Annotated in this window: 22 protein-coding genes; 6 read left to right on the top strand and 16 right to left on the bottom strand. The window is 70.2% G+C overall.

Features of this window, described 5'->3' with window-relative positions; all coding sequences use genetic code 11:
- Positions 1-239: 239 nt before the first annotated feature.
- Positions 240-830 carry a hypothetical protein gene (locus AB0N02_RS27505; protein WP_363952153.1) on the bottom strand — a complete coding sequence of 197 codons (591 nt, stop codon included), beginning with the start codon at positions 828-830 and terminating at the stop codon, positions 240-242.
- 440 nt (positions 831-1,270) lie between these two features.
- On the opposite strand from AB0N02_RS27505, the gene AB0N02_RS27500 reads away from it, so the two are divergent.
- Positions 1,271-1,837 carry a hypothetical protein gene (locus AB0N02_RS27500; RefSeq protein ID WP_363952151.1) on the top strand — a complete coding sequence of 189 codons (567 nt, stop codon included), beginning with the start codon at positions 1,271-1,273 and terminating at the stop codon, positions 1,835-1,837.
- Positions 1,838-1,874: 37 nt separating this feature from the next.
- Here AB0N02_RS27500 and AB0N02_RS27495 read toward each other — a convergent pair whose 3' ends face one another.
- Positions 1,875-2,615 (bottom strand): DUF4118 domain-containing protein, encoded by a 741-nt coding sequence (locus AB0N02_RS27495; protein ID WP_363952148.1) that lies wholly within the window; start codon positions 2,613-2,615, stop codon positions 1,875-1,877.
- A 294-nt stretch (positions 2,616-2,909) separates the two neighbouring features.
- Here AB0N02_RS27495 and AB0N02_RS27490 point away from each other — a divergent pair, with 294 nt between their 5' ends.
- Entirely contained in the window at positions 2,910-3,902 is a 993-nt protein-coding gene (locus AB0N02_RS27490) for a hypothetical protein (protein WP_363952146.1), read from the top strand.
- A 75-nt stretch (positions 3,903-3,977) separates the two neighbouring features.
- Here AB0N02_RS27490 and AB0N02_RS27485 read toward each other — a convergent pair whose 3' ends face one another.
- From AB0N02_RS27485 to AB0N02_RS27420, 14 genes are all read right to left on the bottom strand, one after another.
- The gene (locus AB0N02_RS27485) at positions 3,978-4,370 is read right to left on the bottom strand and encodes a gas vesicle protein K (protein WP_363952143.1); all 393 of its coding nucleotides are present in this window, start codon (positions 4,368-4,370) and stop codon (positions 3,978-3,980) included.
- 94 nt (positions 4,371-4,464) lie between these two features.
- Entirely contained in the window at positions 4,465-4,707 is a 243-nt protein-coding gene (locus tag AB0N02_RS27480) for a gas vesicle protein (protein ID WP_363952141.1), read from the bottom strand.
- A complete protein-coding gene (locus AB0N02_RS27475) occupies positions 4,694-5,608 on the bottom strand; it encodes a GvpL/GvpF family gas vesicle protein (protein ID WP_363952138.1) in 915 nt (304 codons plus the stop codon). Before AB0N02_RS27475 ends, AB0N02_RS27480 begins: the two co-directional genes overlap by 14 nt.
- Positions 5,601-5,990 carry a gas vesicle protein GvpJ gene (gvpJ, locus tag AB0N02_RS27470; RefSeq protein WP_363952135.1) on the bottom strand — a complete coding sequence of 130 codons (390 nt, stop codon included), beginning with the start codon at positions 5,988-5,990 and terminating at the stop codon, positions 5,601-5,603. Before gvpJ (AB0N02_RS27470) ends, AB0N02_RS27475 begins: the two co-directional genes overlap by 8 nt.
- A gap of 28 nt (positions 5,991-6,018) precedes the next feature.
- Entirely contained in the window at positions 6,019-6,447 is a 429-nt protein-coding gene (gvpO, locus tag AB0N02_RS27465; RefSeq protein WP_363952132.1) for a gas vesicle protein GvpO, read from the bottom strand.
- A 4-nt stretch (positions 6,448-6,451) separates the two neighbouring features.
- Positions 6,452-6,724 (bottom strand): gas vesicle protein GvpG, encoded by a 273-nt coding sequence (locus tag AB0N02_RS27460; RefSeq protein ID WP_363952129.1) that lies wholly within the window; start codon positions 6,722-6,724, stop codon positions 6,452-6,454.
- A 3-nt stretch (positions 6,725-6,727) separates the two neighbouring features.
- Entirely contained in the window at positions 6,728-7,555 is an 828-nt protein-coding gene (locus tag AB0N02_RS27455; RefSeq protein WP_363952127.1) for a GvpL/GvpF family gas vesicle protein, read from the bottom strand.
- A gap of 1 nt (position 7,556) precedes the next feature.
- Entirely contained in the window at positions 7,557-7,982 is a 426-nt protein-coding gene (gene gvpJ, locus AB0N02_RS27450; protein WP_363952124.1) for a gas vesicle protein GvpJ, read from the bottom strand.
- Between the two features lie 41 nt (positions 7,983-8,023).
- Positions 8,024-9,283 carry an SRPBCC family protein gene (locus AB0N02_RS27445; protein ID WP_363952121.1) on the bottom strand — a complete coding sequence of 420 codons (1,260 nt, stop codon included), beginning with the start codon at positions 9,281-9,283 and terminating at the stop codon, positions 8,024-8,026.
- Positions 9,284-9,289: 6 nt separating this feature from the next.
- Positions 9,290-9,853, bottom strand: a complete 564-nt coding sequence (locus AB0N02_RS27440) for a hypothetical protein (RefSeq protein WP_363952119.1) — start codon at positions 9,851-9,853, stop codon at positions 9,290-9,292.
- A gap of 601 nt (positions 9,854-10,454) precedes the next feature.
- A complete protein-coding gene (locus AB0N02_RS27435) occupies positions 10,455-11,648 on the bottom strand; it encodes a hypothetical protein (protein WP_363952116.1) in 1,194 nt (397 codons plus the stop codon).
- Between the two features lie 12 nt (positions 11,649-11,660).
- Positions 11,661-13,061 (bottom strand): MBOAT family protein, encoded by a 1,401-nt coding sequence (locus AB0N02_RS27430; protein ID WP_363952113.1) that lies wholly within the window; start codon positions 13,059-13,061, stop codon positions 11,661-11,663.
- A gap of 670 nt (positions 13,062-13,731) precedes the next feature.
- Positions 13,732-14,391: a hypothetical protein gene (locus AB0N02_RS27425; RefSeq protein WP_363952110.1), complete on the bottom strand. Its 660-nt coding sequence runs from the start codon at positions 14,389-14,391 to the stop codon at positions 13,732-13,734.
- 54 nt (positions 14,392-14,445) lie between these two features.
- A complete protein-coding gene (locus AB0N02_RS27420) occupies positions 14,446-14,772 on the bottom strand; it encodes a hypothetical protein (protein WP_363952107.1) in 327 nt (108 codons plus the stop codon).
- 394 nt (positions 14,773-15,166) lie between these two features.
- Between AB0N02_RS27420 and kdpF the strand changes: the two genes are divergently transcribed.
- From kdpF to AB0N02_RS27400, 4 genes are read left to right on the top strand one after another with little or no spacing between them, the layout of a single operon-like run.
- On the top strand, positions 15,167-15,256 hold the full coding sequence (gene kdpF, locus AB0N02_RS27415; RefSeq protein WP_363952104.1) for a K(+)-transporting ATPase subunit F: 90 nt from the start codon (positions 15,167-15,169) through the stop codon (positions 15,254-15,256).
- The gene (kdpA, locus tag AB0N02_RS27410) at positions 15,256-16,917 is read left to right on the top strand and encodes a potassium-transporting ATPase subunit KdpA (protein ID WP_363952102.1); all 1,662 of its coding nucleotides are present in this window, start codon (positions 15,256-15,258) and stop codon (positions 16,915-16,917) included. Before kdpF ends, kdpA begins: the two co-directional genes overlap by 1 nt.
- 2 nt (positions 16,918-16,919) lie before the next feature.
- Positions 16,920-19,163, top strand: coding sequence for a potassium-transporting ATPase subunit KdpB (gene kdpB / locus AB0N02_RS27405; RefSeq protein ID WP_363952100.1), 2,244 nt, complete (start codon positions 16,920-16,922; stop codon positions 19,161-19,163).
- Complete coding sequence (locus AB0N02_RS27400) at positions 19,164-20,039, top strand: potassium-transporting ATPase subunit C (protein WP_363952097.1); 876 nt, start codon at positions 19,164-19,166, stop codon at positions 20,037-20,039.
- Positions 20,040-20,096: the final 57 nt, after the last annotated feature.

Below are 20,096 nucleotides of genomic sequence, written 5' to 3'. Positions count from 1 at the left end.
ACCGTCTCCAGATCGAGGTCGCTGCCCACCGACACGACCGCGTCCAGCAGGGCGTGCACCCGGTCCCGGGTGGCCAGCACGGCCTCAAGACGTACGTGCAGCTCCGACAGGAGCTCGTCCAGCCGCATGTGCGGCAGCAATCCACCGGGCTCGATCTTCCCCATACAGCGAAGTGTCGCACCCCCACATGGAGGCTCCCACCCCGCCTCGGGGTGGGAGCCTCTCCGCCGGGGTGCCATCTACTTCAGGATCGGCAGACGCCGGACCAGAGCGGTACGGCCCCACGCGGCGCCGGCCCCGAGGGTGTCGCCGGCGTTCGCCAGAGCCAGTCCGGCCAGCACGATCGCGTATACGAGGTGGTCGTCCATGAAGGGGTTGGTGGTCAGCGGCAGTGCGGCGGCCCACATGAGCACCAGCAGCAGGCCTCCGGTGACGGCGGCGATCCGCATGCCCACGCCCAGTACCAGTGCGGCGCCGATGCCGAACAGGCCGGTCATGAACAGCCAGTCGACCCACGCCTGCCCGGCCAGGGCACCGAACAGGCCGCCGAGGGCGTGGTCCCCGGTTCCCTTGAGGAAGCCGGTGGTCGGGCTGCCACCGGCGATCCAGGCGCGATCGGCGGGGGTGGCGAACCCCCAGCCGAAGGTCTTGTCGAGGAAGGCCCACAGGAAGATCCAGCCGAGCGCGATGCGGGCGATCGCCCAGACCACTCCGGCCGGACGGGTGAGGTTCCCCTCGGGGACGGCGTTCGCCCTCGCCTCGTGGGCACCTCTGACGGGGGTGGCGGTCTGTGTGCCGACGTTCTGGCGGTGACCTTCGATGATCGCCATGGCTGCTCTCCTTCGGCTCTGGTCGGCCCTGGTTGCCATGCACAATCACATCGTTTTCCGGGGTTCCACGGCAGTGCCGTACGGCTCACGGTCCCGCCCCGAAGCCCCTCTTTTCCCGGGACCTTCGGCCCTTCACCGGAGCGGCCGGGCCGTCCCTCCCCTTGTCCCCGGCCCGTTCGCGGCTCCGGCGAACCCCCCGAAGGCCGTCCAAGATATGGATATATTTCGATCTTTGCCGTCAAAGGGGCCGCAGGACAGCGCGGAGACCGGACGGTCACCGCAGTGATCACAGGGATGTCCCTCACAGGAGGACCGATGTCGGCAGCCAAGGCTCCTGACGCGGCACCCCGGCCGCCCACACCGTTCCCATCGCCCACACCGCTCCCGGCCGGAGGACACCGCACGCCCCCGCGTGCCGGAACCCGTACGGCGGGCACGACATGACGCTGCAGAGCGGCGGACGGTGGTTCCACGCCTCGGGGATCCCCGGATTCCGGGCCCCGTGGAGCACGGAAGAGGGGCGCGGACGACGTGACAGGACGTTCGTCGCCACGGTCGTCTTCGCCCTCGTCGTGGGCTGCGCCGGGGCGTTCACCGCCTACCGCGTCCTCGCCGACGACGTGGAGGCCTACCGAGCCACCCACCGTGAGATCACCGTCCAGGTCCTGTCCGCCGACGACCGTTCATCCGCCCTGTCCCGCCGGGCGGGAACGACCGTCGAGGTCGCCTGGGTCGACGACGGTGTACGGCACACCGGCATGGCCCGTCTGCGGGCGGACCAGGCGTCGAAGGCGCAGGCCCGGATCTGGGTCGGCGCCGACGACAGGCCGGCCGCGCCTCCGCCGGGACCGGCCGGGATGGTCCTCGGTTCCCTGCTCGCGGGGCTCGCCGCGAGCGGCGCCGGGTGCTCGGCCGTACGGCTGGCCCGGTCAGGCCGGAGGATGTGGATCGCGCACCGCGCCATGGCGGGATGGGACCGGGAGTGGCGGGAGCGCTCGGGCGTCTGACGTCCTCATCCGCCACGAGATCCCTCCCGTCGTGCTCCTAACCGCCGCCCGTGGTGGCGAGCGCGGCACCGGCCTGGTCGGCGAGGGTCACCGCGATGAGACGCGCCTGCAGGGACGGGACCGTCCCGGGGGTCGGGTCGAGCATGAACCGGCCGTAGAAGTGGCCGTTGCCGAACGTGCGCAGCTCGACCTCCTTGTCCGGCAGGCCCAGCCGGTCGACGTCCCAGTGCCTGCGGTCCCAGACCACGGTGCCGTCCTGTTCGAGACGCGGTGGGTGGCCGATCAGGGCGCCGTACTCGAAGCGGCATCCGCGCAGGCCCAGCAGGTCGGTGAGCTGGCCCGCGACGTGGTCGACCACCGTGTCGGGTGTTTTCGCGGACTGCGCCAGCTCTGCGGTGTCGTGGATCCTGTTCAGATAGTCGGCGTCGGTGACGGTGACCACGCGCAGCCTGCGGGCCCTGGCGGCCAGCTGTGAGACCGCCAGTCCCACGATGAGCAGCAGGATCGCGGTCTGGACGTCGTCGGACTTGGCGATGGCGAACCGCTGGTAGGGCGGGGTGAAGAAGAAGTCGAACCACACGGCCGCCGACACCGCCGCGAGGGCGCCCGCGAAACGGTTCCCGTTGGCGGCCACCGCCACCACGATCAGGACGAGAAGAAGCGCCACGTTCGTGTTGGAGAGGCTCCCGCGAAACGGCACGAGTATCACCGAGAGGACCAGCGGCGCCACCACCGCTGCGATGATCGCGATACGGTCCCTGTCCAGGTAGTGAGGCATCGCCGCACCTCCTGTCCCCCGCGCCCTGTCCACCAGGGCCGACACCCTGTCTCTATCCGGGTCCCTATCCGGGTCCCTATCCGGATCCGGGTCCCTGTCCGGGCCCCTGCCCGGGTTCCCCTACCTGGGTCTCTACCCAGCCCACGGCCCGGCTCCCCACCCGGCCCCGGCCGGCTCTCCGTCCCCGCGGACCGTGACGCGCGCTCCGCGCCGGACGACCGGCCGGTACCGTCCGCGAACACCGCCCGCACAACGTCGTTGCGCGCTCGTCGCGGTCTGCGGTATGCATCACCGATGCTCTTGGTGAAGGTGATCGGGGCGGCCGTCTCCCTCCTGGAGAGGACTTCCCGCATGCGCTCCGGCATGGCCTGGGACGACGCCGAACTCGACGCCGTGCTCCGTCCGGTTCGGGCCGGGCGACTCGGCCCCGGGCTGGACCTGATCGCGGCGGCCCGGGGCGACAACGAACGCCGCGCGCTCCGGATCGAGCAGCTCGCGAACGCGGCCGAGCCCCACATCGACGCGCTGGCGGGCATCGCCGGAGACGACCCCGACGCCCTGCTGTGGCTCGGGGCCACGAGGATCAAGCACGCCTGGACGATCCGCGGCGGCTCCTACGCCAAGTACGTGGGCGCCGAGCGTTTCCAGCGCTTCTGGGAGGTGCTGGAAACGGCCGCCCACCCGCTGAACCGCGCCGCCGCGTCGCTGCCCGAGGATCCCGTGCCCTGGGAACACCTCCAGTGGCACGCGATCGGGATGCAACTCGGCCGGACGGAACTCGACCGGATCTGGAAGGAGCTGTCCACCCGGGACCCGCGGCTGTTCGCCGGTCACTACAGCCGTGCCCAGGTCCTATGCGAGAAGTGGTACGGCTCGCACGAGGAACTACTGGCCTTCGCGCGGAACACGGTGGAGCACGCGAAACCGGGCGATCCGGTCGTGGCGGTTCTTCCGCTCGCCCACTTCGAGATCGCCTGGCGGGAGATGGACGACTCGGCCCTTTCCTCGCAGGCCACCCTCGAAGCCCGGTTCGGTGATCCGGACGTGGCGGGCGAGCTGGCCTGGGCGGCGGACAAGTGGCACCTCGACCTCCGGCCGCATCCCCGCGCGCCCGAGGCGAGTCACCTGTTCGGGGCGGCCTTCTACTACGGCGGGCACCGCGCCAGGGCCCAGCGCATGCTGTCCGGCACGGGCAGGCGCATGCCCGAGATCCTGCCGTGGTCCGCCGGTTCCCTCACCCCCGGCCGCCACTACGCCAGAGTCCGCCGCGAGCTCGGCGTCGACTGAAACCGGCCTGGCCGGTCCAGCCCGGTCGGCGCCGCCCCGGTGTGCCCCTGTTCACCCCTGTTCGCCCCGGTGCGCTCACTCCGCCGGGAGAAGCGTCCCGAGCGGTCCGAGATCGAGGTTGAGATCGGACGGGGACAGATCGAAACGCTCGCACAGCTCGGCCATGGCCTCTTCGAGGCGCATCAACGTCAGGCCCAGCGTCTCGATCTGCTCGTCGGACAGGTCGCCCTGTTCCATCCGCCGCACGGACTGCCTCTCGACCAGCTGGCGTACGAGTTCGACGAGGGTGAGGACGAGGCAGGTCAGGTCACGCCCGACCTTCTCCGGGTCGGTCTGGATGCGGCGGCAGCCGGATCGCCCCGCACCCGGCCGCACCGCGACCGACGGCGGCGTGTCCGACACCGTGCCCGGCGGCGTGTCCGCTCGCACCGTGTCCGGCCAGACCCCGTCCGGCTCTACCGCGTCCAAGAACACCGTGTCCGGCCGCCCCCTGTCCTGGCGTGGTTCGCCCGGTACCGGGCCGGTTCCCGTCACGAAGGGTTCATCGCCGGGTCGGTTCATCTCAGGTCTCCCGCTCGGTCGTGATGGACTCCCGGATGGAGGTGATCAGCAACCGGAGGGAGATGCGGACGAGGTCGACGTCGGCGATGGACAGCACGAGATCCCCGGTCACGACCACGCCTCCCGCCAGCAGCCGGTCCAGCAGGTCGACGAGCGCCACCCGCTGTTCCGGCAGCCGCCCCTCGGCCGCCAGCTCGGCGCCCCGCGATCTCCTCTCCGTCGCCGGCCCCTCAAACAGCGTCATCGGGTCCCTCCGGACCGGCCGTGCCGAAATCGACGGTCGTGAAGGAGTAGGGGGCCCACGGACCGGTGAGCTCCAGGTCGAGCCCCTGCCCGCGGAAGGCGTCGAGGGCGGCGGTGAACTCTCCGGCGCGGTCGTCGTCGACGAGGTAGGCACCGTTGAGCACCATCCACTCGGCGCGGCCGGACAGCTCCGGATCCTGGGGACGATGGCACATGCTCGCGACGGCGACGTCGCTCAGCGCGGCGTGGACGTGCTCGGCCTGGGCGACCGCGTGACGCCGGTTCTCCCGCCTGCTGTGCAGGCTCGCCTGCCGGCGTTTCAGGTAGGCCGTCCCGGGGGTGTCCGTCTCCCCGGCCGGCCCGGCGGCCGGGGACGGCGCCGTGACCTGCCCTGTGGCCTGCCCTGCGACCTGCCCTGCGACCTGCTCAGTGGCCTGCCCGGTGACCTGTTCGGTGGCCCCGGTGACCTGTTCGGCGGCCTGTTCGGTGGCCTGCCGCGCGACCGGCTCGACGTATGCCTTCACCCCCCACTCCCGCCGCCCGGCGACGTGGGAGAGCACCGCGACGAAGTCGTCGTGCCGCCGCTCCAGCAGCTCGCCCACCTGCTCCTCGCCGTTGTAGACGGTCACGAGCCGGACCGGTGCCGTGGGGACCGCCTTCGCCACGGTCTCCACGACGTGATGGTGGGCGCGGGCCGTACCTCCCAGCCAGTCCAGATCCTCCAGCGAGCGGCGCAGCTGCTCGGCGCCGAACCGGTCCAGCGGCACCGTGCTCACGTACGCGACGAGACCGGCGCGCTCGATCATCCGCACCGGCGTTCCGGCCACGCCCGTCAGCCCTGCCGGCCGGGGGTGTCCCTCGTCGCGTGTGATCGCGTAGACGTACGTGCCGACCTCAGTCACCGCGCCGCCTCACCTCGCGTGCCCGCTCCCCGGTTCTCTCCCCGGCGCTCTCCCCGCGCGCCTCGACGGACCGGCGCTCCCCGTAACCGTCCTCCACGGCGGCGAGCCGCTCGCGGAGCCTCCGGTTCTCCTCGATCAGCTCATGGTCCTTCGAACTGAGCCACGGATCGTGCTCCCACCAGTCGATGCCCAGCTCCCGTGCGGTGTCCACCGAGGAGATCAGCAGCCGCAGTTTGATCGTGAGGAGCTCGATGTCCAGCAGGTTCACCCGGATGTCTCCGACGATCACCACGCCCCTGTCGAGCACCCGCTCCAGGATGTCGGCCAGGTTGGCCGACCCCGGACCGCCGGACGCCCTCGCGCCGTAGCCCTGCGAAGCCATGGAACCTGGCCGTGCCGGATATGTCATCTCACGAACCCTCGCTGTCGCCTCTGCCGCGCTTGTACCGGCGCAGCCTGCGGTAGGAACGCAGGTCGCCCCACGGATCCAGGTCGACCTCGTAGAGGGCCAGGATGTCTCCGGAGGACGGGACACGACGGTCCTCGACGACCTCGACCCCGACCTTCCACCCCTCCTCCGTGGGTTGCACGAGGGTGACGCCCTCGACCTCCTTCGCGGTCAGGTCGGCGATGTTCCGCAGCCCGACCTTGCCCGCGGTCGCCGCGGAGAGGGCACGTGACCGCCTCCCTTTGCCCGGGACGCGCTCCACCTCGTCCTCCTCGAAGACCTCCTCGTCGTCGAGAACCTCGTCGAACGCCTCGTCGTTCTCGTCGTAGCGGTCCCGGGAGGTCCCGGTGGCGGCGTCCCGTCCGTCCGCGCCTCTGCGCCTGGCAGGCACGAGATCATCCCTCCTCTCCACCGCCGCCCGGTACGGCGGTGCCGGGCAGGTCCGGCCGGGCCGTCATCCGTTCGAGAATCCGCGACACGGCCTCGGCCTCCTCCTCTTCGGTGATCTCACCGGAGAGCTTCGCCTCCTCCAGTTCCTCCAGCTGTCGCCGGACCGCCGCCGGCGACCGGGTCTCGATCTCGACCTGTTCCTGGATCAGCTCGGCGAGCCGGATGAGCCCGCGGATCGGAAGGAACGGCAGGCCGAAGGTGAGGTCGAGCAGATCCATCCGTCACCCCTCCTCCTGCTGTCCCACCATGACGAAGTCGTACGGCGCCAGCGGTCCCAGCAGGCGCAGCGTCACCCGCTCCGCCCAGCCGTCGGCGAACTCGTCGACGATCCGCTCGAACTCCTCCTCCCGGTCGGCCTCCACCAGGAAGGCCACGTGTACGGCGTCCTGTTCGTGGGTCGGTTCACGTACGGCGATGGAGACGCTGTGCGGGGCGAGGGCGTCGACCAGCGCGGCCGTGTCGGTGTCGCGCTTGGCCTCGACGCACTCGCCGACCACCTCGCCGAGCCGGATCCGCGCGTCCCAGGTCGCCTCATCCGGCCTGCCCCGGATCTCCTCCCGGAGCCTGGCGGCCTCGGCGTTCTCCGTGAGAACCTCGCCGATCACCACCCGCTCGACGTAACGGCCCTTGACGACGTACTCCGCGCGCCCCTCCAGCTCGTTCAGCGCGGAGAGGAACTCGTCGTGGTAGGGCTCCAGCAGCTCGTCGGCGACCGCCTTCTCGCTGGTCACCACCGCTCCGAAGCGGAGCGGGAGCACCGGCACCTCGGCCGCGGTGTCGTCCAGCAGCCGCTGGTGGGCCACGAGGTCGTCCGGCCTGCCGAGCGGACGGTCCAGGTCGACCTCGCTGATCAGGGCGGCTATCTCGCCGTGCCGTACGAGCTTGACCCGTCCGGGCGGGTCGCCGACCCCTCGGACGTCGGGAGCCAGCTCGACGTCGCCCGGCACGATGCCGTAGATGTAGGAGCCACTGGCCTGGGAACCGCTGTCCCGCTCTCGCGAGGCGGTCTTCGCGGAGGCGGCGGTCTCGGGCCTCGCGGTGCCGGGCATCTCAGTCCTCCTCCCGCCGTCGCCGCCGGCGGGGCGCCGGTTCGCGCTCCTCCTCGAAATCCTCGGCGGGCTCTCCGACGAGGTCGCGCAGCTTCTCCCCGGCCGCTTCCAGCATTCCCTGGGTGGCGCCCTTGCTCTTCGATCTGCCGACGCCCTCCGTCATGTCCTGTACGACTTCCGGCAGGCCCTTTCCTCCCGTCTGTGTCAGGTCCAGCCGGTTGACGGCCTCGGCGAAACGCAGATAGGTGTCGACGCTGGCCACGACGACGCGCACGTCGATCGTGAGTAGCTCGATGCCGACGAGCGAGACCCTGACGAAGGCGTCGATCACAAGGCCCTTGTCGAGGATCGTGTCGATGACATCGGCCAGTCCCGACGAGGATCCACGACCGGCCGCCCCACCTCCCGAAGGCTGCACGATGGTCATCCGCTTCCTCCTCGGCTCCGTGTCCTCTTTCCGGTCAGGGGTCACGCGCTCCGGGCGGGGGTCCGGCGCCGGGTGGAACGCCGGGGCGGTCTCTCGCCCTCCTCCGCCTTCGTCTCCGTGGTGCGGCGTGCGCGCCGTGCCGCCCGTCTCTCCGCCCTCGACTCCTCTTCGGCCTCCGGTTCCTCCTCGGCCTCTTCCTCCTCGGGTTCCTCTTCGGTCTCCGGTTCCTCCTCGGCGCTCACGGTGCGACGTCGGCGCCGTGCCCGAGAGCGTCCGTCCGACTCCGCCTCCTCTTCCCCTCCGGTCTCCTCCTCAGGCTCCTCAGGCTCCTCGGGCTCCCCGGGTTCCTCTTCCTCCGCCTCCTCGGGCGGCTCCTCCTCGCCCCGTTCCTCGCCCACGGGCTCCCGCTCCTCTTCGAACTCCTCCTCGGGGCTCTCCCGCTCCCGCCGCTCCTGTTCCTCCTGCTCCTCCTTGAGCGCGGTCTCGTGGTCCTTGACGATCTCGCTGTCACGTATCTCGCCGCGCCAGCCCTCGACGTCGTCGGGATGGAGCAGCGTCTGCGTCATGACGTGACGCCGGAAGTGCTTGAACTCCAGACGGGCCCGTCGGCCCTGCGCGCGCCAGAGGTTGCCGGTGCGCTCGAACAGGCCCTGCGGGTGGTACTCCAGCACGAGCAGGACCCTGGTCAGCTCGGGGGCGAGGGCGTGGAAGGTCACGGCGCCGTCGACCCAGCCCTTCGGTCCCTTGGACCGCCAGATGATCCGCTGGTCGGGGATCTGCTCGACGATCGTCGACTCCCAGGTCCGGTGCGACCAGAAGATCTGTGCCTTCCAGCTGAGCTTCTCGTCGCTCTCCTGGGTGACCCCCTCGACCTTCTTCATGAAGCCCGGGAAGTCCTCGAACTGGGTCCACTGGTTGTAGGTGACCCTCAGCGGAGCGCCCACGTCGAGTGTCTCGACGATGGTGGTGAACTTGAACCTCTTGCCCTTACCTCCCTTGCCGCCTCCTCCGGTGATCTTCTTGAGCAAACCGCCGGCCGCCATCTTGGCCACCCCCTTGAGCCCGGCCGCCACGGGGTGTTTCGATCCGATCACCGTGCCGATGAGACCGAGGCCGCCCTCTCCGCCCTTGTTGGCGTAGTCGGTCAGCCGCCCGGTCAGGTCACCGACCTTCTCGGTCGCGGAGGTCAGGAACCGCTCCCCGAGAACCTCGGCGAGGTTGCGAAGCTCATCGATGAGCCGGTCTATGGGCAGGATCTGTCCGGTTTCCCCGGTGGTCCGGTTCTTCGTCGCCTCAGCCATCGCGCCTCATCCCCGCACCCGGCGAACGGGCCGTTCGCGGCGGGCCGGCCGTTCGCGCTGCGCGCCCCGGCCTCTGGTCGCCCTGCTCGGCCTCTCCTCCTCCTCTTCCTCTTCTTCTTCCTCGTCCTCCGGCTCCTCGTAGCGGGCCGTACGGCCACGGCCGGTGCGGCGTGCCCTCACGGGCTCGGGTTCCTCCTCCTCTTCCTCTTCCTCCTCGTACTCCTCCTCTTCCTCCGGCTCCTCGTAGCGGGCCCTGCGGCCACGGCCACCGGCGGCACGACGCCTGCGCGGGGGCTCCTCCTCCTCTTCCTCTTCCCCGCCGAGAAGCCCGCCCGGGACGCGCAGCGACTCGGCGCGTTCGTGGAGTTTGGAGGTCAGTGAGTCGATCTGCTTGGTCGCCGCGGCACGGGCCGCGGCCTTGCCGACATCGAGCAACTCGCCCCGAATGCTGCTAGTGATCTTTTCCAGCTCCGGAGAGGCCCCGAGCGTCTTCAGTCCCTGCTGCAGCAGGCCGCTCCCGCCCGCACCCAACCGGCCGGTCGCACCGGCCGCCGCCAATGCGAGTGCCATCCGCAACTTGTGATGCCGACCCAGAAAGTAGCCCGCCCCCACGGCCAGGGCCACCTGCACTCCGCATTTCACGATCACCACTCCTAAAAGATCACTCCATCGTGGGATCCATCCGCCTGGGGCCTCGGTCGACCGGCCAGGTGGGAGAGGACGTCGCCGACAGCCGACGTCCCCGCTTCGAACATGTCGGAAGGAGCTAGTTTTCCGAACCCGCTCACCCTTACCCTGAAACGTGATATAGAAACACATAAGGGTAAAAATGGGACATAATCCCGCCAACCCAAAGACTTCCCGGCGCTATGTCGGCAGGCGATCCCGGGGTAGATACTCAGCGCAAATAGCCCAAGAGTCGTTTAATAGCACCAAAGTGCTGACATTGCGCTGCCACTCCGGCGACTCCGCCATCCGGCGATCGCTCACCTTCCGCGACCGCGACCGTGACCGCAGGCACCAGGCACCCAGCACCGGGCACCGGGCACCGGGCACCGGGCACCGGGCACCGGGCACCGGGCACGAAGCATGATCGGCCGGACCGGTGAGGCCGCACCTGCGGATCCCGCGACGGTTCGTCCACCACGGGGATTCCATGATCGAAAAGCGGCTACCCCAGTGCCCGCTCGATCGCGGTGAGGGTCGCCTCGTCCAGCATCTCCCCGTGCCCGCCGACGAAGTAACGCTCCACCATCTCGAACACCACCGTTTCGCTCCGCGCCACCTTTTCCGCGACGTACTCCGGCCCCGCCTTGGCGGGCGCGTCGCTGCGCAGATAGGTCAGATCCGCGAAGTACGGCGTGACCCACGGCAGCGAATTGCGGGTGAAGGAGTCGCCGATGAGCAGGGTTCTGGACTGGAACAGCGGAGCCCGGGCCGACGTGTTCGCGACGGTGAACGACACGGGCATCTGCGCGTTGTCCTGCCGGGCCTGCCGCACACCGTCCCGGTCCAGCCTCCACCGGTCGATGGTCTCCTCGCGCGGGGTGCCGAGCAGCGTGCCCAGGTCGCCCGCGCGCGTCGCCCGCCCGATCTCGACCAGCCGGGTGTCCCGCAGGAGGCCGGGGTCGAGGGTCAGCGCCAGCCGCGTGCCGTACAGCCCGCAGGAGCGTTCGTTCCAGTGGCTGTCGGTCCGCCAGTACGCCGACGTGCCGGACTGTCGTTGCAGCTGCTCCAGGGGACCTCGCAGGTCCATGTATCCCGGCGGGCGCGCCGCCTCCAGCGCGGTCCAGAACTGCCGCTTGCGTTCGTTCAGGCAGGCCTGCCCCAGGAAGCGCCCGGGCAGCGCGCCGGGGGAGATCGTGGTCTTGTCCGGTGCCACGGTGAGCACGAAGCGCCTGCCGGACCCGCGCACGATCTCGGCCAGGCGGCGCGTCCGGTCCAGGGTTTCGGCGATGCTCCAGCGTGGCCGGCACGCCTCGGTCACGTCGTCTCCGAAGTACAGCCAGCCGTCACGCCCCTCGATCACCCGGGGATAGGAGGGCTTGCCCTTGGTGCCGTAGGACGGCGGCTGGCCGAACAGCCCCTCGGACAGGGCGACGTTGCCGCGGACGGCGTACTGCCGCAGCGGCAGGTGGGCCACGGCCCAGGCCTCGGCCTCGGGGATGAAGTCCCAGCCACGTGACAGCGACGGGAAGTCCGGCAGCTTGCGGTTCTCGATCGACACGGCCCGCTCCCCGGCGGCGAAGGCCAGCGCGGGGGCGAAGAAGAACAGTCCCGCGGCCAGCAGCATCGGCAGCCGCCGTCCGCGCGGGCGGGGGAGACGGGTCCCGGGAGTCGTCGGCTCTGTCTCGACGGCGGTCATCGGCGGCCTCACTCAGAACTGGTAGTACAGGAAGGGGCTGAAGGTGCCCGCGGCGACCAGCACCGCGGCGTAGGGGGCGGCCACCCACGTCATCGCGGCCCGCACCACCCCCGCCATCCGGCCCCGGCCGGACTCGATCAGCGGGCCGAGGGTCAGTGAGGCCGGCAGCAGCACCACGGTCAGCGCCAGCGCGAAGGTGAGCGTCCGCTGGTGGTCGAGCGCGAACGAGGCGAACTCGTCCAGCTCGCCCGGCTGCCAGCTGAACATCGCCTGGAGCACGCCGAGCGCCTCCGTCATGGTCTCGGCGCGGAAGAACACCCAGCCGACCACGACCAGCAGGAAGGTCGCCGCGCGCCGCAGCACCGTGGCCGGCACGCCCGCGGGCGGGCGGTCCCAGCCCAGCAGCCGTTCGGCGACCAGGAGGCCGCCGTGGTAGAGGCCCCACACCAGGAAGGTCCAGTTGGCGCCGTGCCAGAAGCCGCAGAGCACGAAGATGATCAGCAGGTTGCGGTAGGTGTTCAACGTGCCGCCGCGGTTGCCGCCGAGCGGGATGTAGACGTAGTCGCGGAACCAGCGCGACAGCGACATGTGCCAGCGCCGCCAGAAGTCGGTCACCGAGTAGGCCGAGTACGGCCGGTTGAAGTTCTCCGGAAGCCGGAAGCCGAGCATCGTGCCCAGGCCGATGGCCATGTCGGAGTAGCCGGAGAAGTCGAAGTAGATCTGGACGGTGTAGGCCAGCGCCGCCAGCCAGGCGGTCGGTGTGTTGATCTGGCCGCCCGCGTGGGCGAACGCGGCGTCGGCGACCGGGGCGATCGTGTCGGCGACGATCACCTTCTTGGCCAGGCCCAGGGCGAAGCGGGGAAACCCGGCGGCGAAGTCGCCGAACCTGTCGCGGCCGGTGGTGGCGAGCTGGTCGGAGATCTCGTGGTATCGGACGATGGGCCCGGCGATGAGCTGGGGGAACATCGCGATGTAGGTGACGAAGCCGACCAGGCTCCGCTGTGCGGGCCTGCTGTCGCGGTAGACGTCCACCACGTAGGACAGGTGGTGGAAGGTGAAGAACGAGATCCCGATCGGCAGGGCCAGGCTCACGATCGGGCTGTGGCCCAGGCCCAGCGCGCTGGACAGGGCGTCGATCTGCCGGCTGGCGAACCCGCCGTACTTCCACACGCCCAGGATCGCCAGGTCCCATCCGACCGTCGCGATCAGCATGCCCCTGCGGGCCCGGGGGCGTTGCCGCAGCCGTACGGAGTCCACCGCCAGACCGGCGGCGTAGTTGACCGCGATCGCCGACAGCAGCAGCACGGTGTACGGCCCGGCGCCCCAGGTGTAGAAGAGCAGGCTGACCACGGCGACGAGCCCGTTGCGCCAGCGCGCGGGAAGCACCCAGGAGGCCACCAGCGTGACCGGCATGAAAAACCACAGAAACAACGGGGAGGAAAACGACATCGGTCTCCCGAATCGAAAGGGAGGAAACAGCCCGGCGGGGCCTCATGGGCAGGAAAGAGCGCACGACCGGACAGAAGCCGGTCATATCGGGTGTCCCGAAAGACCCTCGGGGTGACGCGCCGCCGTACGCCGCGGGAACGGGCAGGCGTCGCGGGGGCCGGGATCCGCGGGCTTCACCCGCCTTCACGGCACGCGATCGGCCGTCGCCCGGTCATCGCCCCAGGAAGGCGGAACCTATCGCGCCGAAATGCCGGTCAGGTGCTTCCAACGGTATTTCAGCCCCATCACGCCCCCACTTTCGGTCATCCGGAAATCACACGACATGAGAAATCCCCACGGTACCGAAAGCGACGGCGTTCGAGGGATATTCGACCGGCCAGGCGAGAATAACAAGAAGAATTCACCACCCGGCAATCCGCGCGGGCGTGGCCCGCGGGACGGGCATTCCCGTTCCTCCCCGAACGGTCTTCTTCAGGTCGTCCCGGACACAGGTCATCGCCGTCCCGGACACAGGTCATTCCGGATGCAGGTCATTCCGGGCACAGGTCATTCCGGACGCGGGTCATCCCGAACCCATACCCCGGCCCCGCACCGCCCAGGACTCACGCCGCCCAGGACCGCCGGGGCCGGGCGATCACGCCCTGCGCCGCCGCAGGAGCCGCCATCCGGCGGTGAGGAGACCGAGGACGACCACGGCCCCGCCCGCGTACCCCCAGGGAGAGATCGTCGTGGCGTGGGAGGCCGAGGGAGCGGTGGTGCCCGCCGGGGAGGCCGAGGGGGTGGTGGCCGGGGGGCGGGTGGCCGTACCCAGTGCCGCCAGGAGCGTGTCGGGCAGCGGCTCCCCGCTCGGGGTACCGTCCTCCGCCCGCAACGGGCCGTCGCCGGGACGGACCAGGCTGTTACCGTCGCACAGGGCCGTGTGCAGCGCGACGCCCGGGTCGACGGCGAGCAGGCCGGACTTCTCGTCGGAGGCGAACACCAGATACCGGGAGCCGACGACGAAGTTGTAGCCGCAGGCGGCGCTGTCGGCGTTGGTGGCCACCTGGTACTCGGCCGCCGCCGCCCCCTTGTAGACCTGGTCGGCGCGCAGGGTGTAGACGATCGGCGGCCGGGGACCGGAGGGGTCGCCCTTGACCGGGTCTGCGGCCACCACCGTCCCGGTGAACACCGCCGCCGCCCTCTTGACCTGGTCCGCCGGTTGGAGCGGCGCGCAGGAGCAGGCGCACGCCGTACCGGGGGTGATCACGATGACGGCGGCCAGCAGCAGGAGAACGGCGAGAATCCGATGCCTCATGCCCTCATCACGTATCCCGCGTGACAACGGTTCGCCCCGGGGCCGGGTCAGAGGTCACCTGTGGGAGTTGAGCACGGAGTAGATAAACCAGAAGGCGAGGAGCACCATCAGGAGCAGGGCGGCGACGAAGACCCCGAGCATGATTCCGAAGAGTCTGCCGCCCCGGCCCGAAAACCTCGTGAAGGTTCCGGCGAGCGCCCCGAGCGGGGGCAGCCCGACCAGGACGAGCACCGGAACGAGCAGGTCCCACAGGCCGGAGTCGACGACCTCGATCACGACACGGCGGGCCGGCATGATCATGAGGGTCGCGCTCATCAGGGTGAGGACGAAGTTGAAGGGCCGATAGTCGATCTCGCCCGTGTCCGCCGGGTCGGCTGCCATGGGCGCATGGTGGCACCGCGGCGGAACGGCGTCAAGATCGACCACGGGGTGATCCCGGGGATCCCGTACCCGGGTGCGGGTGGGGCCGTGGCGACCCCGAACCGAGATCGCGACCACACCTCGACCGCCAGGTGACGGCCCCGGATAAAGGTCACACCGTAGACCGGAAGTGCCACGTAGGGACGGCGTCAAATCTTGCCGCGATGCCGTATGGAAGGCGTCAAGAAGCGCCATAAGTGCGAAAGTTCGCGTTTTCCTTACTTACGTGCCGCTCATCTAGGCGGCGGGAACATTTCCGGATTCGAGGAGTGGGGATGGCGGACGTCATCTTCGTCGCCCTGACGATCGCGGTCTTCGCGGTCCTCGGGCTTGTCGTCAAGGCGGTGGAGCGGCTGTGAGTGCCGTGAACGCCACCGGTCTCATCGTGGTCGTCGGTTTGGTGATCTTCATGGTCGCCGCCCTGCTTTTCCCGGAGCGCTTCTGATGTCACCGGCTCTCGCGGGGATCCTGTTCATCGGGTCCCTCATCGTCGCCCTGGTGGTCACCCACCGTCCCCTGGGCGACTACATGTACCGGGTCTACACCGGGACCAGGCACTCCGCCGTCGAGCGGACGATCTACCGGCTCATCGGCGTCCAGCCGGACGCCGAGCAACGCTGGAGTATCTACGCCCGCAGCGTGCTGGCCTTCTCGGCGATCTCCATCCTCGTCCTGTACGGCCTGCAGCGCCTGCAGGACAAGCTGTTCCTGAGCCTGGGCATGGCCCCGGTGCCCGGCCACATCGCGTGGAACACCGCGGTCAGCTTCGTCACCAACACCAACTGGCAGGCCTACTCCGGTGAGTCCACCATGGGGCACCTGGTGCAGATGGCCGGTCTGGCGGTGCAGAACTTCGTCTCGGCCGCGGTCGGCATGGCGGTGGCGATCGCGCTGGTGCGCGGCTTCGCCCGCAGGCAGGCCGACGAGCTGGGCAACTTCTGGGTCGACCTGGTGCGCGGCTCGATCCGCGTGCTGCTGCCGATCGCCTTCGTCGGCGCGCTGGTGCTCGTCGCGGGCGGCCTGGTGCAGAACTTCGCCGCGCCGCACGAGGTGGCCACCCTGACCGGCGGCACGCAGGCCATCACCGGCGGCCCGGTGGCCAGTCAGGAGATCATCAAGGAGCTGGGCACCAACGGCGGCGGCTTCTACAACGCCAACTCCGCCCACCCGTTCGAGAACGCCACGAGCTGGACCAACTGGGTGGAGATCTTCGCGATCCTGCTGATCCCGTTCGCGCTGCCGCGCACGTTCGGCCGCATCGTGGGCGACAACCGGCAGGGATACGCGATCGTCGCGATCATGGGTGTGCTGGCCGTGGCCAGCGTCTCGATCCTGACCGCGCTGGAGATGGCGCACAACGGCACGGTGCCGCAGGCCGTCGGCGCCGCGCTGGAGGGCAAGGAGATGCGCTTCGGCGTCCCCAACTCCGCCACCTTCGGCGCCGCCACCACGCTGACCAGCACCGGCGCCGTCAACTCCTTCCACGACTCCTACACCGCGCTCGGCGGCATGATCACGATGTTCAACATGATGCTGGGCGAGGTCGCGCCGGGCGGCGTCGGATCGGGCCTGTACGGCATGCTGGTGCTCGCGGTGATCACGGTGTTCGTCGCCGGGCTGATGGTCGGCCGCACCCCGGAGTACCTGGGCAAGAAGATCGGCTCCCGCGAGATCAAGCTCGCCTCGCTGTACTTCCTGGTCACCCCGGTCCTCGTGCTCACCGGCACGGCCCTCGCCATGGGCTCGGCCGAACAGCGGGCGAGCATGCTCAACACCGGCCCGCACGGCCTGTCCGAGGTGCTGTACGCCTTCACCAGCGCCTCCAACAACAACGGCTCGGCGTTCGGCGGCCTCACCGTCAACACCCCGTGGTACGACACGGCGCTCGGCCTGTGCATGGCCCTCGGCCGGTTCCTGCCGATCGTGTTCGTGCTGGCGCTGGCGGGTTCGCTGGCCAGGCAGGCGCCGGTCCCGGCGTCGGCGGGCACGCTGCCCACCCACCGGCCGCAGTTCGTCGGCATGGTCGTCGGCGTGACGATCATCCTGGTCGCGCTGACCTTCCTCCCAGCCCTGGCGCTCGGGCCGCTCGCAGAAGGAATCCAGTGAACATGTCCCCCCAGACGCTCCAGGCGCCCGGCCGTCCCCCAGCCCAGCAGAAGAACGGCAAGGTGGGCGGCGGCCTGCTCGACCCCAAACAGCTGATCGTCTCGCTCCCGGACGCGTTCAGGAAGCTCAACCCGGCCACGCTGTGGCGCAACCCGGTCATGTTCATCGTGGAGATCGGCGCGGTCTTCACCACGGTGCTCGCGATCACCGGCCCGTCGTTCTTCGCCTGGGCCATCGTGGTCTGGCTCTGGCTCACCGTGATCTTCGCCAACCTGGCCGAGGCGGTGGCGGAGGGCCGGGGCAAGGCGCAGGCCGCCACCCTGCGCGCCGCCAAACGCGACACCACCGCCCGCCGGATCAAGGACTGGAGGCCGGGGGCCGCGGTGTCCGGATGGGACACCGTCGGCGCGCCCGAACTCCACCTGGGCGACCACGTGATCGTCGAGGCCGGAGAGATCATCCCCGGCGACGGCGACGTCGTCGAGGGCATCGCCAGCGTGGACGAGTCGGCCATCACCGGCGAGTCCGCGCCCGTCATCCGCGAGTCCGGCGGCGACCGCTCCGCCGTGACCGGCGGCACGAAGGTGCTGTCCGACCGGATCATCGTGCGGATCACCCAGAGGCCCGGCGAGAGCTTCATCGACCGGATGATCGCCCTGGTCGAGGGCGCCAACCGGCAGAAGACCCCCAACGAGGTCGCGCTCAACATCCTGCTGGCCGCCCTGACGATCATCTTCCTGGTCGCGACCGCGACGATGCAGCCACTGGCGATCTTCTCGAAGGCGCAGAACCCCGGGGTCCCCGACTCCCTGGCGCTGACCGCCGACGGCGTCACCGGAATCGTGCTGGTCTCGCTGCTGGTCTGCCTGATCCCGACCACGATCGGCGCCCTGCTGTCCGCGATCGGCATCGCGGGCATGGACCGGCTGGTGCAGCGCAACGTGCTGGCGATGAGCGGCCGGGCGGTCGAGGCCGCGGGCGACGTCTCCACGCTGCTGCTGGACAAGACCGGCACCATCACGCTGGGCAACCGGCAGGCCTCGGAGTTCGTGCCGGTTCCCGGGGTCCCGGCCGAGGAGCTGGCGGCCGCCGCCCAGCTGTCCAGTCTCGCCGACGAGACGCCCGAGGGACGCTCGATCGTGGTGTTCGCCAAACAGGCCTACGGCCTGCGCGAACGGCAGCCGGGCGAGCTGGCCCACGCCGAGTGGGTACCCTTCACCGCCCAGACCCGGATGTCCGGGGTCGGCGTGGACGGCCGCCAGGTCCGCAAGGGCGCGGCGACCGCGGTGATGAAGTGGGTCCGCGACCACGGCGGTCACCCCACCGACGAGGTCGGCGCGATCGTGGACGCGATCTCCGCCTCGGGCGGCACCCCGCTGGTCGTCGGCGAGGTCGTCGGCGCGGTCCCCGGCCAGGGCGGCGGCCCCGACGGCCCCGACGGAGCCACCGGAGCCACCGGAAGCGCCGGGACCGCCGGGACCGCCGGGACCGCCGGGGGCAGGGCGCGGGTGCTCGGGGTGATCCACCTCAAGGACGTGGTCAAGCAGGGCATGCGGGAGCGGTTCGACGAGATGCGCCGGATGGGCATCCGCACCGTCATGATCACCGGCGACAACCCGCTGACCGCCAAGGCCATCGCCGACGAGGCGGGCGTCGACGACTTCCTGGCCGAGGCCACCCCCGAGGACAAGCTGGCGCTGATCCGCAAGGAACAGCAGGGCGGGCGGCTGGTCGCCATGACCGGCGACGGCACCAACGACGCGCCCGCGCTCGCCCAGGCCGACGTCGGGGTGGCGATGAACACCGGCACCTCGGCCGCCAAAGAGGCCGGCAACATGGTGGACCTCGACTCCAACCCCACCAAGCTCATCGAGATCGTGGAGATCGGCAAGCAGCTGCTCATCACCCGCGGCGCGCTGACCACGTTCTCGATCGCCAACGACATCGCCAAGTACTTCGCGATCATCCCGGCGATGTTCGCCGCGGTCTACCCGGGCCTGGACACGCTGAACATCATGCGCCTGTCCAGCCCGCAGTCGGCGATCCTGTCTGCGGTCGTCTTCAACGCGATCATCATCGTCGCGCTCATCCCGCTGGCCCTGCGCGGGGTGCGCTACCGCCCCTCCAGCGCATCCAAACTGCTCAGCCGCAACCTCTACCTGTACGGCCTGGGCGGCATCGTCGTCCCGTTCGCCGGCATCAAACTCATCGACCTCCTGATCCAGTTCCTTCCGGGGATGTCTTAAATGGAACGCCTGCCCAGCTGGCTCCGCCAGCATCTCGCCGCGCTCCGCGCGCTGCTCGTGCTGACCCTGATCCTCGGCGCGGCCTACCCGCTGGTCGTCACCGGCATCGCCCAGGCGGTGTTCAACGGCCGGGCCAACGGCTCGCTCGTCCAGAAGGACGGCAAGGACGTCGGCAGCGCCGTCATCGGCCAGAACTTCACCGGCAAGGACGGCGCTCCGGTCGGGAAGTACTTCCAGAGCCGCCCCTCGGCGGCCGGTGACGGCTACGACCCGCTGTCCACCGGCGCGAGCAACCTCGGCCCCGAGAGCGTCCTGGACGTCCTGCCCGTACCGGGCGCCAAGGACGCCGAGGGCAATCCCGACACCGGGAAGCAGTCCCTGCTGACCCAAGTGTGCGCCCGCAGCAAAGCCGTGGGCGAGCGGGAGGGCGTCAGCGGGGCCAGGCCGTACTGCACGGCGGACGGCGTGGGAGCGGTGCTGAAGGTCTTTCCCGCGGTCGGCACCCCGGCCCGGGTGGTCAGCGCCAACCAGGCCTGCCCCGCCACCCCCTTCGTCGCCGAGTACCGGGGAGTGAAGGTGGAGTGCGCCAAGCCCGGCGAGGACCTCTCCGCCGGCCGTACCGTCCCGGTCCGCGGCGACGTGACCGCGGTGAAGGTGCCCGCCGACGCGGTCACCGCCAGCGGTTCCGGCCTGGACCCGCACATCTCCCTCGCCTACGCCGAGCTGCAGGCCCCCCGGGTGGCCAGGGAGCGCGGCATCGACGTGGCGAAGGTCAGGACCCTGATCGGGGAGAACACCACCGGCCGGGCGCTCGGCTTCATGGGCGAGCCCGCGGTGAACGTCCTTGAGCTCAACCTGGCACTCGACAGGGGATGACCGCCACCGGGAGCGGGCCGTGAAGACCGTACGGCCCGCTCTCCCGACGAGGAGCGA

The sequence above is a fragment of the Streptosporangium sp. NPDC051022 genome, assembly GCF_040683035.1.
Taxonomy (GTDB): domain Bacteria; phylum Actinomycetota; class Actinomycetes; order Streptosporangiales; family Streptosporangiaceae; genus Streptosporangium.
The sequence above is the reverse complement of the archived record's forward strand: the minus strand, read 5'-3'. Positions and strand labels throughout refer to the sequence as shown.

Bases quoted from the DNA above. Each gene is read 5' to 3' on its own strand.
- AB0N02_RS27505 (WP_363952153.1), bottom strand. From the start codon at position 830: ATGGCGATCATCGAAGGTCACCGCCAGAACGTCGGCACACAGACCGCC.
- AB0N02_RS27500 (WP_363952151.1), top strand. From the start codon at position 1,271: ATGACGCTGCAGAGCGGCGGACGGTGGTTCCACGCCTCGGGGATCCCC.
- AB0N02_RS27495 (WP_363952148.1), bottom strand. From the start codon at position 2,615: ATGCCTCACTACCTGGACAGGGACCGTATCGCGATCATCGCAGCGGTG.
- AB0N02_RS27490 (WP_363952146.1), top strand. From the start codon at position 2,910: ATGCTCTTGGTGAAGGTGATCGGGGCGGCCGTCTCCCTCCTGGAGAGG.
- AB0N02_RS27480 (WP_363952141.1), bottom strand. From the start codon at position 4,707: ATGACGCTGTTTGAGGGGCCGGCGACGGAGAGGAGATCGCGGGGCGCC.
- gvpJ (WP_363952135.1), bottom strand. From the start codon at position 5,990: ATGGCTTCGCAGGGCTACGGCGCGAGGGCGTCCGGCGGTCCGGGGTCG.
- AB0N02_RS27460 (WP_363952129.1), bottom strand. From the start codon at position 6,724: ATGGATCTGCTCGACCTCACCTTCGGCCTGCCGTTCCTTCCGATCCGC.
- AB0N02_RS27455 (WP_363952127.1), bottom strand. From the start codon at position 7,555: ATGCCCGGCACCGCGAGGCCCGAGACCGCCGCCTCCGCGAAGACCGCC.
- gvpJ (WP_363952124.1), bottom strand. From the start codon at position 7,982: ATGACCATCGTGCAGCCTTCGGGAGGTGGGGCGGCCGGTCGTGGATCC.
- AB0N02_RS27445 (WP_363952121.1), bottom strand. From the start codon at position 9,283: ATGGCTGAGGCGACGAAGAACCGGACCACCGGGGAAACCGGACAGATC.
- AB0N02_RS27440 (WP_363952119.1), bottom strand. From the start codon at position 9,853: ATGGCACTCGCATTGGCGGCGGCCGGTGCGACCGGCCGGTTGGGTGCG.
- AB0N02_RS27435 (WP_363952116.1), bottom strand. From the start codon at position 11,648: ATGACCGCCGTCGAGACAGAGCCGACGACTCCCGGGACCCGTCTCCCC.
- AB0N02_RS27430 (WP_363952113.1), bottom strand. From the start codon at position 13,061: ATGCCGGTCACGCTGGTGGCCTCCTGGGTGCTTCCCGCGCGCTGGCGC.
- AB0N02_RS27425 (WP_363952110.1), bottom strand. From the start codon at position 14,391: ATGAGGCATCGGATTCTCGCCGTTCTCCTGCTGCTGGCCGCCGTCATC.
- AB0N02_RS27420 (WP_363952107.1), bottom strand. From the start codon at position 14,772: ATGGCAGCCGACCCGGCGGACACGGGCGAGATCGACTATCGGCCCTTC.
- kdpA (WP_363952102.1), top strand. From the start codon at position 15,256: ATGTCACCGGCTCTCGCGGGGATCCTGTTCATCGGGTCCCTCATCGTC.
- kdpB (WP_363952100.1), top strand. From the start codon at position 16,920: ATGTCCCCCCAGACGCTCCAGGCGCCCGGCCGTCCCCCAGCCCAGCAG.
- AB0N02_RS27400 (WP_363952097.1), top strand. From the start codon at position 19,164: ATGGAACGCCTGCCCAGCTGGCTCCGCCAGCATCTCGCCGCGCTCCGC.